The 12,032-nt window shown below is 61.2% G+C and carries 8 protein-coding genes; 2 read left to right on the top strand and 6 right to left on the bottom strand.

Going from position 1 to position 12,032, the window contains the following annotated elements; all coding sequences use genetic code 11:
* Positions 1-307: 307 nt before the first annotated feature.
* The 3 genes from BHV64_RS12930 to BHV64_RS12920 form a co-directional block, all read right to left on the bottom strand.
* The gene (locus BHV64_RS12930) at positions 308-808 is read right to left on the bottom strand and encodes a hypothetical protein (RefSeq protein WP_217726841.1); all 501 of its coding nucleotides are present in this window, start codon (positions 806-808) and stop codon (positions 308-310) included.
* 234 nt (positions 809-1,042) lie between these two features.
* A complete protein-coding gene (locus tag BHV64_RS12925) occupies positions 1,043-1,654 on the bottom strand; it encodes a superoxide dismutase (RefSeq protein WP_015547406.1) in 612 nt (203 codons plus the stop codon).
* A 32-nt stretch (positions 1,655-1,686) separates the two neighbouring features.
* On the bottom strand, positions 1,687-1,869 hold the full coding sequence (locus BHV64_RS12920) for a rubredoxin (protein ID WP_015547405.1): 183 nt from the start codon (positions 1,867-1,869) through the stop codon (positions 1,687-1,689).
* 124 nt (positions 1,870-1,993) lie between these two features.
* Here BHV64_RS12920 and BHV64_RS12915 point away from each other — a divergent pair, with 124 nt between their 5' ends.
* Both BHV64_RS12915 and BHV64_RS12910 read left to right on the top strand, forming a co-directional pair.
* The gene (locus BHV64_RS12915) at positions 1,994-3,373 is read left to right on the top strand and encodes a tryptophanase (protein ID WP_022061756.1); all 1,380 of its coding nucleotides are present in this window, start codon (positions 1,994-1,996) and stop codon (positions 3,371-3,373) included.
* 2 nt (positions 3,374-3,375) lie between these two features.
* Entirely contained in the window at positions 3,376-4,800 is a 1,425-nt protein-coding gene (locus BHV64_RS12910; RefSeq protein ID WP_022061755.1) for a sialate O-acetylesterase, read from the top strand.
* 81 nt (positions 4,801-4,881) lie between these two features.
* On the opposite strand, the gene BHV64_RS12905 is transcribed toward BHV64_RS12910, so the two are convergent.
* The 3 genes from BHV64_RS12905 to BHV64_RS12895 form a co-directional block, all read right to left on the bottom strand.
* Entirely contained in the window at positions 4,882-6,102 is a 1,221-nt protein-coding gene (locus BHV64_RS12905) for a site-specific integrase (RefSeq protein WP_217726842.1), read from the bottom strand.
* A 264-nt stretch (positions 6,103-6,366) separates the two neighbouring features.
* Positions 6,367-7,359: an aspartate-semialdehyde dehydrogenase gene (locus BHV64_RS12900; RefSeq protein ID WP_022061754.1), complete on the bottom strand. Its 993-nt coding sequence runs from the start codon at positions 7,357-7,359 to the stop codon at positions 6,367-6,369.
* Between the two features lie 344 nt (positions 7,360-7,703).
* Positions 7,704-11,810: a two-component regulator propeller domain-containing protein gene (locus tag BHV64_RS12895; protein WP_288116183.1), complete on the bottom strand. Its 4,107-nt coding sequence runs from the start codon at positions 11,808-11,810 to the stop codon at positions 7,704-7,706.
* Between the last annotated feature and the right edge of the window lie 222 nt (positions 11,811-12,032).

Raw genomic sequence — 12,032 nt, 5'->3', positions numbered from 1 at the left:
ACAAGATATACCGAAGCAATGACTACTGGGAGCAGGAAAGACGCGATAAGGCCAATGAGTTCTACGCTCCCGTCAAGTCAATCAAAGGGGCTCCTGAAGCAGAGAAGCAGAGAAGCAGAGAAGCAGAGAAGCAAGGCCGCTGATGACATTTATTCTCAAGCCGTTTCATCTGTCAGGGAACCCATTGAAGCGCTATTCAGTTGGCTGAACGAAAANNCTTCAAAGTGCCGCTCTACTTGCGGACTGCTAATTCATACGATGGGAAAGGTAGCCATCGCATTTTTATACCTTATTTTCAACTACTGATTCAAATAAAGAGTTTATCGACCTGCTGCACGAACTTGCCCGCCTCCAATCCCGCCTGATGCGGTTGCAGGAGCGGATTGTCGAGAAGGAATCTCCGCAAGCGTCGCTGCTCAAATCGGCGCTTCTGTTGACGAATTTCGAAATCCGATTGGTCTTTACCCGGCTTGTTATCCATCCATCGCCGCTCCGGTATCGGTCGAAGTATCCAAATCACCACTGTTTCTCTCCGAACAATATCATGGAACTGATAACGGCTCTGCATCTCTCCGGAGCCATACGCCGCATAGACGGCACACGGGTCGATCTGGCGACACTTGTCGATGTGCTTTCCAGAACTTTCAACGTCCGTATCAACAATCCGGAATAGTGTCGCCATACGCTCATCAATCGAAAGTTGCGGCTGACGCATTTTCTCGACATCCTGCGCAATAATCTGATTGCCTACAGTCAGCGATAGCTGGAATGCCCAATTAGAGAAAAGAAATGAGACAATTCTTTCCATTTGCTTTTTTATCGGCTATTTCATATCTTTGTCATAGAGTCTTTGACAAGTTAAATGGAATGCAAAAGCACTGGCTTTATAATCGCCAAACCATTACCTATTATTTCACAATATATTGTTTATTAAATAGTTGGATTTGATTGAAGCTTTTGATTACAAATCCACGAATCCGCGGCCCGCAAAAAATACCGTTTCCTATGTAGGAAACGGCATTCGAACACCGGCGGGAACCGCCTATTTTTCAGCGTATCGGTCGCCCACGACCTTCCAGTCGACGACGCCCCAGAGGGCCTCGACGGCATCGGCGCGGCGGTTCCGGTAGTCGATGTAATACGCATGCTCCCAGACGTCGATCGCCAGCAGCGGCTTCATGCCGTGACGCATGGGGTTGCCGGCGTTCTGCTCGCTGACGACGGCCAGACGCCCCGAGGGGTCCTCGGCCAGCCACACCCACCCCGAACCGAAAAGGCCCGCGGCGGCGCGGCCGATCTGCACCTTCAGTTCGTCGAGCGAGCCGAAATTGCGGTTGATGGCCTCCAGCAGCTCGCCCGAAGGCTCCTTTTGGGGTTTCGGCGAGAGCTGTCCGAAGAAGAACGCGTGGTTCCACGCCTGCGCGGCGTTGTTGTAGACCGGCCCGTCGGCCGAAAGGATGATGTCTTCCAGCGGCTGCCCGGCAAAGGGCGTGTCGACGATCAGCTCGTTCAGTTTGTCGACATAACCAGCATAATGCTTGTCGTGGTGGTAGTGCATCGTCTCCTCGGAGATTGCGGGCGCAAGCGCGTCGTAGGCATAAGGCAGGTCCTGCGGGGTGAAACGCGGCGAGGACGCGGTATCGGTCGTTGCCATAATCAAAGATGTTAATAAGTTGAGATACAAAATCATATGTCGCTTGTTTTTTGTTCCTTCATCGCATCGAAAGCCCATTTTCCCCGGCCGCAGACGGGACATACCCAGTCGTCGGGCAGCGCGTCGAACGGCGTATACCGGCCCACGTTGTGTTCCGGATCGCCCGACACGGGATCATAGATGTATTCGCAGTAGGTGCAGCGGTATTTTTGCATCGCATTCGGAAGGTTAAATTCAGCAGGACCCCGAACAAATAACGTACCCGAGTTCCGGTTTCGGAAAATTTTTCGTAATTTTGATCGGAATACCGACGAATTGCAACCTAAAACCAACTATATGATGACACTTCCTTATGCCGAACCCTACAAGATCAAGATGACCGAGGCCATCCGCACTTCCACGCGCGAAGAGCGCGAAGCGTGGATTCGCGAAGCCCGCTACAACCTTTTCAAACTGCGCTCGGACCAGGTGACGATCGACCTGCTGACCGATTCGGGCACGGGGTCGATGTCCGACCGCCAGTGGGCGGCGATGATGACCGGCGACGAAAGCTACGCCGGGGCCTCGTCCTATTTCCGGCTCAAAACGACGGTCGCGGAGCTGTTCGGCATGCCGTGGTTCCTGCCCACGCACCAGGGGCGCGCCGCGGAGAACGTGATCTTCTCGGCGCTGCTCAAGGAGGGCGACATCGTGCCGGGCAACTCGCACTTCGACACCACGAAGGGGCACATCGAATTCCGCCGCTGCCACGCCGTGGACTGCACGATCGACGCCGCGGCCGACACGCAGCTCGAACTGCCGTTCAAAGGCGAGATGGACCTTGCGAAACTCGAAAAGGTCCTCGCCGAAAACCCGCGCGAAAAGATTCCGTGCGTGGTGCTCACCGTCACCAACAACACGGCCGGAGGCCAACCCGTGTCGATGCGCAACATCCGCGAAACGGCCGAACTGTGCCGCCGCTACGGCGTGCCCCTGCTGATGGACTCGGCGCGCTTCGCCGAGAACGCCTACTTCATCAAAACCCGCGAGGAGGGCTACGCCTCGAAGACGATCAAGGAGATCGTCCGCGAAATGTACGACTGGGCCGACATTATGACCATCTCGGCCAAGAAGGACGGCGTGGTGAACATGGGCGGCTTCGTGGCGATGCGCTCCGAGGAACTCTACAAAAAGGCGATGTCGTTCAGCATCATGTTCGAAGGCTACGTCACCTACGGCGGCATGTCGGGCCGCGACATGGACGCGCTGGCCGTGGGACTGGACGAGAACACGGAATTCGGACAGCTCGACGCCCGCATCCGGCAGGTGCGGCTGCTGGGCGACCTGCTGGACCAGTACGGCGTCCCCTACCAGCGTCCGGCAGGCGGGCACGCGATCTTCGTGGATGCGAAGAAGGTGCTTCCGAACCTCCCGAAGGAGCAGTTCATCGCCCAGACGCTGGCCGTGGAACTCTACCTCGAAGCGGGCATCCGCGGCGTGGAGATCGGCTCGATCCTCGCCGACCGCGACCCCGAGACGCACGAGAACCGCTACCCCGCGCTCGAACTGCTGCGCCTGGCCATCCCGCGCCGCGTCTACACCGACAACCACATCCGGGTGATCGCCGCCGCATGCCGCAACATCTTCGAGCGCCGCGCGGAGATCACCACGGGTTACCGCATCACCTTCGAGGCGCCGATCCTGCGCCACTTCACCGTCGAACTCGATAAAATCCGTTAACGATGAAACGAATCCTTCTCACACTGGCCGCGCTCGGCACAGCCCTCACGATGCAAGCGAAAGTCGTCCTGCCCGGCATTTTCGGCGACAACATGGTGCTCCAGCAGCAGTCCGAAGCGCAGTTCTGGGGCAAGGCCGCGCCCGGCAAGAAGGTCACGATCCGCCCCTCGTGGAGCACGCAAGGCATTACGGCCAACGTCGGCAAAGACGGCCGCTGGCGGGCCGCCGTGCCCACCCCGGAGGCCGGAGGTCCCTACACGATCGAATTGAGCGACGGCGAGCGGCTGACGCTCCGCGACGTGCTGATCGGCGAGGTGTGGCTCTGCTCCGGACAATCGAACATGGAGATGCCGGTACACGGATTCCCCAACCAGCCCGTCGAAGGTTCGGCGGAGGCGATCATCCGGGCCAGGGCCGCAACGCCGATCCGCCTCTGCACCGTCAAACGCAGCACGGCACGCACGCCGCAGGAGGAGTGCGCGGCACAATGGCTGAAGCACACCCCCGAAGCGGTCGCCGGAACCAGCGCCACGGCCTACTACTTCGCCCGCTACTTGCAGAGCGTGCTGGACGTCCCCGTGGGTGTCATCGTCACCTGCTGGGGCGGCACCCCGGTCGAGGCGTGGATGGACCGCGAAACGATGTCCGGATTCAAGGAGTTCGACCTCTCGTTCCTTGACAACCCGGACCAAATCGACCGCCCCCAGTACAAACCCTGCGGACTTTACAACGGCATGATCGCACCGCTCGTACCCTACACCGTGAAGGGATTCCTCTGGTATCAGGGCGAGTCGAACAGGCCGAATCCCACCCAGTACCGGGCGCTGATGCCGGCCTTCGTGAAGATGCTCCGCGAGCGCTGGGCGCAGGGCGGGCTGCCGTTCTACTACGTGCAGATCGCACCCTACCGCTATGACGGACCCAACGCCATCAGCGGAGCCTTGCTGCGCGAAGCCCAGCTGCATAATCTGAAGGATATTCCATCGAGCGGCATGGCCGTAACACTCGACATCGGCGACGAGGGCTGCATCCATCCGGCCAAAAAAGAAGAGGTCGGAACACGTCTGGCCTGGCTGGCGCTGTCGAAAACCTACGGCATGAAAGGCATCGACGCCGATACGCCCGTCTGCGAAAAGATGGAGGTCGCCGACGGCAAGGCCTACCTGACCTTCGCGACAGGTCCCGACGGCCTGGCGCCCTACGGCCGCACGCTCACGGGCTTCGAAATGGCGGGCGCCGACCGCGTCTTCCACCCGGCCACAGCCCGGATCGAGAAGGGCAAAAGCCGCCTGATCGTCGCGTGCGACGCCGTTCCGGAACCGGTCGCCGTGCGCTACGCCTTCCGCAACGTTCCCGAAGCCACCCTTTTCAACACCTCCGGCATCCCCGCCTCCTCGTTCCGCACCGACGACTGGGAGGTGAAGTAAACGCATGTTCCAACCGACCGATCCGGCCGCGGGGACAGACCTCCGCGGCCGGATTTTTTCAGACCCGCATCTCCGGACACGTCAGCAGGAGACGCAGCGGTTCAGCGAAGCGAGGATTTTCCGGTTGGCGGAGTCGATGACCGAGGTTTCCAGCGCCGAGAGGTAAATCTGCGTCGTGCGCTCGGAGGTGTGCCCCATTCCGGCGCTGATCACCGGCAGCGGCACATTGTGGTTGCGGGCCGCCGTCGCCCAGCTGTGACGCGAGGTGTAGGACGAAAGCCCGGAGTCCAGCCCCAGCAGCGACGCGAGCTTTTTCAGCAGACGGTTGTAGTAGTTCAGCGCGACCTGATACTGCGCATAGGCCCGGGCCGGGTCCTCGGCCGTCAGCACCGGGAAAAGATAGGGCGTATCGCGCGTGCGCGGAGCGTACCGGCCGATGATCTCGCGCATGCACGGCTCCAGATGCACGGTCATCCGCTGCCCCGTCTTGCGGCGCACGTAGTGGATCGCCCCGTCCCTCATGTCCTTTTTCCGGAGAAAAGCCATGTCGACGAACGCCATGCCACGCATGCAGTAGCTGAAAACGAACAGGTCGCGGGCCAGCGGCAACGCACCCGAAACCGGCAGGTCGAGGCTCTTCAGAGGGGCGATGAGCCGCTCGTCGATGGCCCGTTTGCGCGTGCGGTCGACGCCCGTATAGACACCGCCGAACGGCGACGCCGGCTCGGCCAGCCGCCTGCGGACCGCCTTGTTGTAAACCGAGCGCAGGATGCGCATGTAGAACGACACGGTGTTCCGGACGACCCCGCGGCGCAGCAGATAAGCGTTGTACTCCTCGACCAACCGCTCGGTGAACGCGGCGAAAGGCAGTTCGCCGCCGCCGAGAAAGCCCGAAAAACTGCGGAGCGTGCGCGTGTAGTTGCGGGCCGTGCCCAGCCGGTTGTCGGCTGTCAGCTGCGCGATCTGCTCGCGCATGAACGCCGTCACGCCCACGCCGCAGGACTGTGCGCAGAAGCGGTCGGCAACCTCGTCGACCGTATAGGGCCGCCCCTCGCGGCCCAGGTCGCGGATGATCCGGTGCAGCCGGTCCACGTCGCACTCTATGCGGCACTGCCAGACCGGAATGCGGCCCGGCTCCGGAGAGACGGCCCGCTGCGCCGAAGCGTCCCACTCGCCGGGCATCAAACGGATGCCGGTCGTAATGCAGCGGGTCCGGCGGAGATGGGTCAACTGATAGTAGATGGTTCCGGCCTTGCCGGATACGCGCGATGCGCGGAATTTTACCTTTACGGAAGTGATCATAACAGTATGGGATTTGTTCCGAAAGGTCGCAATTATCCTCTGTTTCGCGCACATGCCCACCCCCGCTTAATCGGGTAAGCGACCTGCTTTATCCGGATTTCCCGATACAGAGCAGGCCCGGGATTTCGTCCCGGGCCTGTTCTTGCGACAAAACCGCCGCTCTACGCGCAAACCGCAATCAATGCGGTCATCGGCAGCGCAGGCCGTCAGTTCTTCAGTCGGCTTTCCGCCCGAAGCAACTCCCGGACAGCCGCCGGCCGAAAGCTAAATCAGCGTTTCGAGGATCTGCACGGCATTGAGCGCCGCACCCTTCTTGATCTGGTCGCTCACGCACCAGAACGCCAGGCCGTTGTCGCACGTCAGGTCCTTGCGGATACGCCCCACGTACACGGGGTCCTTGCCGGCTATGAAGAGCGGCATCGGGTAGACCTTGCCGGCGGGATCGTCCATCAGCACCACGCCTTCGGCCTTCGAGAAGGCTTCGCGGGCTTCGGACACGGAGACGGGACGCTCGGTTTCGAGCCACACGCTCTCCGAATGGGCGCGCATCACCGGGACGCGCACGCAGGTCGCCGACACGGCGATGTCCGAATGCATGATCTTGCGCGTCTCGTGGAACATCTTCATCTCCTCCTTCGTATAGTCGTTGTCGGTAAAAACGTCGATATGCGGAATCACGTTGTAGGCCAGCTGGAAGGCGAATTTCGCCACCGTCGGTTCCTTGCCCGCGCCCAGTTCGGCATACTGCGTCTCCAGTTCCGCCATAGCGGCCGCCCCGGCGCCGCTGGCCGACTGGTACGTCGACACGTGCACGCGGCGGATATGCGACACGTCCTCGATCGCCTTCAGCGCCACAACCATCTGGATCGTCGTGCAGTTGGGATTGGCGATGATGCGGCGGGGTGCGTTCTTCGCATCCCCGGGGTTGACCTCCGGCACGACGAGGGGCACGTCGGCATCCATGCGGAAAGCGCTCGAATTATCAATCATAACGGTCCCGTGCCGGGTGATCGTCTCGGCGAACTCCTTCGACGTACCCGCTCCGGCCGACGTCAGAGCGAAGTCGATTCCCTTGAAATCGTCGTTGTGTTGCAGCAGTTTGACGGTAAGCTCCTCCCCGCGGAATTTATAGGTACGGCCCGCGCTGCGCTGCGAACCGAACAGCACCAGTTCGTCGATCGGGAGCCGGCGCTCCTCCAAAATCCGCAAAAACTCCTGGCCCACAGCACCGCTGACGCCCACAATAGCAATTTTCATCTCGATAAAGTTATAAAGTGATCATCGTTTCCGCTCGGACGAACCGTACACGGAAGCTCTGGAGGCAAAAATAACGATTTTCCGGGAAAAATCCTCCTTCCGGCCTGGAAATCGGCAAAATCCGGAACGCAGGCACACGATCCGGACACCGGAAAACGACTGCGTACGAACCGTTCCGCCCGCACCGCCGCCGCAGCAACCGCCCGAAAACATCCGCAGAAACGGTCCCGGCAAAGGCTGCCGCCCGCTTTCGCCCGCACCCGGCACCCACACCCGCACCGCATCCATCCGGCACCCACATCCGCACCGCACCCTCCCGGCACCCGCGCCGCCGAGGGCTTCGCTTACGCCCGGTCCGACTCCTCCGCCCGGTCCGATTCCTCCGCCCGGGCGTCCTTTTCCCGCAGCGCCTCCTCGATCTTCCGCTCGCGATAGACCTTCGGCGTCGCCCCGAACCGGGCGATGAATCCCCGGAAAAAGGTACTGCGGTTGGCGAACCCCGACTTGTAGATAATCTCGTCGATCGAGAGCCGCGTGGTCACCAGCAACTGCTCGGCCAGGTTCAGCCGGTACTCCCGGATGATTCCCGCCGGGGTCTGGCCGGTGATCGTCCCCAGCCGCCGGTAGAAATTGCAGAGACTCATGCCGAGTTCCCGGGCGATGAACTGCGTTGAGAACCCCGGATCGAGAATGTTCCGGTTGATGATGTCGAGCATCCGCTCAAGAAACGCCTTGTCGTCCTTGTGCAGCAACCGCCCCTGCGTGAGGTCGAAGGCGCTGTAAACCGAGCGTCCGTAGCTTTTCAGCGATTCGTAACGGCGCAGCAGCTGGTCGACGACACTCTGCAAATGGGTAATGTCGAAGGGGATCTTCAGGCAGATGTCCACGCCCAGTTCCAGCCCCTCGACCTTCACGTCCGTACGGGAAACCGCCGTCAACAGGATAATCGGGACCTGCATCAGCTGCTTGGTTTCCCGGATGCTGCGGATCAGCCCGATCATCGCCGCATTGAGCGACACCGTCCCGCAGATGATGATCTGCGGCTGCGCTTCGGCCAGTTTCTCCTGCGGGCATTTCAGGTCGGAGACGATCCGCACGTTGTAGCCGCCGCTGAACAGACCGGCGATGAAATCGGCCATATCCCGGTCCTCGTTGATGACGAGCATCGTCGGGAGCATGTCACCGAACGTCATCACGGAGGCTTCGGGAACCGGCACGGGCTGGCTGAACCGCTGTCCGGGAGCGATGTCGGGCTGTGCGGCGGACCGGGCCGCACGGGTGATCTCGAGCCGCGGCAGCGACAGCGTAAAGGTCGTCAGCCCGTCGCGGCTCTCCACCCGGAATTCGCCCTGGAGCTTGGTCACGAGGTTGTAGCAGATCGCCAGCTCCAGGTCTTCCTTCAGCGACACGCCCTGGCGGCTCAGCGCCCCCAGGTGGTTGAGCAGTTTGTAACGGTCGAAAATCAGTTCGATCTGCCCGGCGTCGAGTTCCACGCCCCGGTTCGAGACCTCGATCCGAAGCCGTTCCGCCGCGCCGGAAGTCTCCTCCCCGGCGCCGGAAGCCGCCCCGTCCGGACGCGGCACGGAACAGATTCCGACCGAAACGCTCACCTCGCCGCCCGGCTCCGTCCGGCGGAACGCATTGGACAGCAGGATATTGAAGATCATCATCAGGATATTGCGCACCGAAGGGAACAGCACGCCGCTGCCTACGGCCGTCCGGTAGGCGATGCGGTTCTCCCCGGCATAATCGGCGAATGTCTGCGCGATGCCGCCGGCCGTGCGTGAAACGTCCAGCATCTCGATATCGTCCGAACCGTCGACGGGATCGGTCGACTGGAATTCGTTGAGCATATAGATCAGATCGTTGATCTTCTGCGCATTGTGCCGGATCAGTTCCGCCTGCCGGCGGACGAACGCGTCGGCCGACTTGCAGCCCATGATCTGCTGGCAGGGACCGTTTATCAGCGTCACGGGGATCGAGAGTTCGTTGGTCAGGTTGGAGAACGACCAGATGCACGACTCATAGACCAGTTCCCGCTGCCGCTGTTCGTAGAGCGACTGCCGGAGCCGCGCCCGGAGCCGGCGGCGGCGGATCAGGTATCCCGACACGCCGATAACGACGCCCAGCGTTGCGGCGAGATACCCGATCCAGGCCCAGGTCGAGGCGTAGGGCGGAGCCAGCACGCGGATCAGCAGGCGGCTGACGGGACTCCACTCCCCGGTCGTATTGTTCCGGTAGCGCACCCCGAGCGCATAGCGGCCCGTGGGAAACGCAGCGAAAGCCAGCGTGTTGCTGTGGTAATTGTCATGCCAGTCGCCGTCCAGTCCCTCGATATTGTAAAAATAGGAATAATTGCTGCCGTTGACGTAATCCAGCGCCGCGATCGAAAGACTGAAAGCATTCTGATGATGCCGCAGCACCATCCGCCCCCGGCGCATCAGCGCCCCGACATCGTACGACTCGCCGTTGGCCCTCACCTCGCGGAACCGGATGGGCGGCATGTAGGAGGCCGCTTCGGAATCCCCGCTATCGGAGATGACCACGAAGCCGTTGATCCCGCCGAAAAGCAGTTTTCCCCGCTCCCGGTCGTAAAAATAGGCTCCGTCGCTGAACTCGACCACGTCAAGTCCGTACGAAGCGCCGTAAACCACCGAACGGTTCGTCGCCGGGTCGTAGCGCACGATGCCGGCATTGGTCCCGACCCAGATGTTGTCGAGCGAATCGACCAGCAGGCCGTGAATCACCCCGCAACGCAGCTGGTCGTTGCTGTAATCGGGTTCCGCGCCGCAGCCCGCCGGATCGTAACGCACCAGGCCGCAGCCGGTCCCGAACCACGACGAGCCGTCCGAACGGCACACGCCCGCCGTCACGTCGTTCACGGCCAGCCCCCGGCGGGTGTCGAACCCGACGGTCCGGCCCTCCCGGGTGCGCCTGTCATAGTGTACGACGCCGATACCGTGATTGCAGAACCAGAGGGTGGAATCGGACTCCTCGCAAACGGAGAAAAAGAAGTTCCGGCTCCGCGCCTTGAGTCCCAGCTCCACCGGTTCGACATTCGCGGCGACGGGCGCGTCGGCGCTCCCGGACAGTTCGATGCGCCAGACCCCGTAGCCCACGCTCGCAGCCCACAGCACCCCGTCCCGGTCCTCGTAAAGCCCGTGAATGCGCCGCAGCGCCCCGCTCCGCGGCAGTTCGAAAATCCGCCTGTGCCGGTACGAGTAGTAGCACACGCCGCCGTCGCCGCCGATCCACAGCACATTGCGGCGGCTTCCGGCAAACGTATAGACCGAATTTTTCCCCAGCGGCGAATCGGCGGCCGTATAGCTGTCGGTATTCTCCCGCGTAAAGGTCCGCCGGGAGTAGAAATCGCGGATGCGCAGGATGCCGTCGTTCTTGGTCCCAATCCAGAGGTCGCCCTCCGGGTCGACATGGAGCGCCTTGATCGGTTTGGTCAGCAGGTAGGGCAGCGTTTCGTAGGTGACCGAACGGATCGCGACCTCCCCGACCGCCTGCCGCAGCAACCCGCTGCCGTCGGTTCCGATCCAGACAATATCCTGGTTACAGTCCTTCAGCAGCGCAAAAACGCCGCAGTTGACGTCGATCTCCTGCAACTCGTAACGCCCCTCGATCGGATCGGTCGAACGGAGCCGCAGCACGCCGCTCATCCCGAAGGCCAGCACGTAATCGTCCTTGTCGCTGATCACCGACGAAAGGGTGCCGCGCCGTCCGAGCTCCTCCCGCAGGTCGAAAATCGGGAAAGCCCGCCGCTGCCCGGTGTCGAAGCGGAACAACATGCCGTTCCGGTCGGTGAAAAAGATCGTCCGGTCGCCGTCGTAACGGGTGAACACCACCCCGTCCGGCAGCGGCATCCGCTCCCACTCCCCCACCGAAGCCCTGCCGCCGGCGTCATAGACCACCTGCGCACAACGAATATCCTCCGAACGCACCAGCCACAATACGCCGTCGCCGTCGAGGCACATGCGCAGCACCCCGTTAAGCTCCTCCCCGCGGACATCGACCGGCTCGAACGCACCCTGCGACGCCACATATCCGTACAACTTGTTGCCATGCAGGAAAAACGCCTCGTCCCGGCTGCGGGCCGCGAATTTATAGACCCGCTGGAATCCGGCAAGCATTTCGATCCGCCGGTCGCGCGTGTCGAAGCGGTCGACACCGTAGTTGGTCCGCACCCAGAGGTAACCGTCGTCCGTGGCTACGATCTCCTGAATCAGGTTGCCCGAGAGCCGGAAATGCCGGGCGGAATTGCCGTCCCACAGATTCAGTCCGTCGCAACTGCCCGCCCAGATATACCCGTCCGCATCCTGCGCCAGCGACAGAATCGAACTGTTCGACAGCCCGTCGCGGTGGGTAATGCGGCGGATATTCTGCGGGAATGCACTCCGGACGACCGCGACCGCGAGGAGAAGGAATACGCATCTGAAATACATAGCAGGGCGAATTAGATAAAAACAGACCGGAATATCTATGTAAATATATACAAAAAAACCGGATTTCAAAACAAAATATCCCATTTAGCGACAACGCCGATTCCCCTTGGTACAAGGGCTTTTTCCCGGATACGCCGGATGGCTTTTCCGGCGAGCGGCAAAGAGCGATCTTGGGCGCTATGATATGAAATCATACTTCTTTTACAAGAAAATATACTCGCA

It is taken from the genome of Alistipes sp. 56_sp_Nov_56_25, assembly GCF_001915285.1.
Classification (GTDB): Bacteria; Bacteroidota; Bacteroidia; order Bacteroidales; family Rikenellaceae; genus Alistipes; species Alistipes shahii.
This window is presented reverse-complemented; position numbering and strand designations above follow the sequence as displayed.

Bases quoted from the DNA above. Each gene is read 5' to 3' on its own strand.
- BHV64_RS12910 (WP_022061755.1), top strand. From the start codon at position 3,376: ATGAAACGAATCCTTCTCACACTGGCCGCGCTCGGCACAGCCCTCACG.
- BHV64_RS12920 (WP_015547405.1), bottom strand. From the start codon at position 1,869: ATGCAAAAATACCGCTGCACCTACTGCGAATACATCTATGATCCCGTG.
- BHV64_RS12895 (WP_288116183.1), bottom strand. From the start codon at position 11,810: ATGTATTTCAGATGCGTATTCCTTCTCCTCGCGGTCGCGGTCGTCCGG.
- BHV64_RS12905 (WP_217726842.1), bottom strand. From the start codon at position 6,102: ATGATCACTTCCGTAAAGGTAAAATTCCGCGCATCGCGCGTATCCGGC.
- BHV64_RS12925 (WP_015547406.1), bottom strand. From the start codon at position 1,654: ATGGCAACGACCGATACCGCGTCCTCGCCGCGTTTCACCCCGCAGGAC.
- BHV64_RS12900 (WP_022061754.1), bottom strand. From the start codon at position 7,359: ATGAAAATTGCTATTGTGGGCGTCAGCGGTGCTGTGGGCCAGGAGTTT.
- BHV64_RS12930 (WP_217726841.1), bottom strand. From the start codon at position 808: ATGGAAAGAATTGTCTCATTTCTTTTCTCTAATTGGGCATTCCAGCTA.
- BHV64_RS12915 (WP_022061756.1), top strand. From the start codon at position 1,994: ATGACACTTCCTTATGCCGAACCCTACAAGATCAAGATGACCGAGGCC.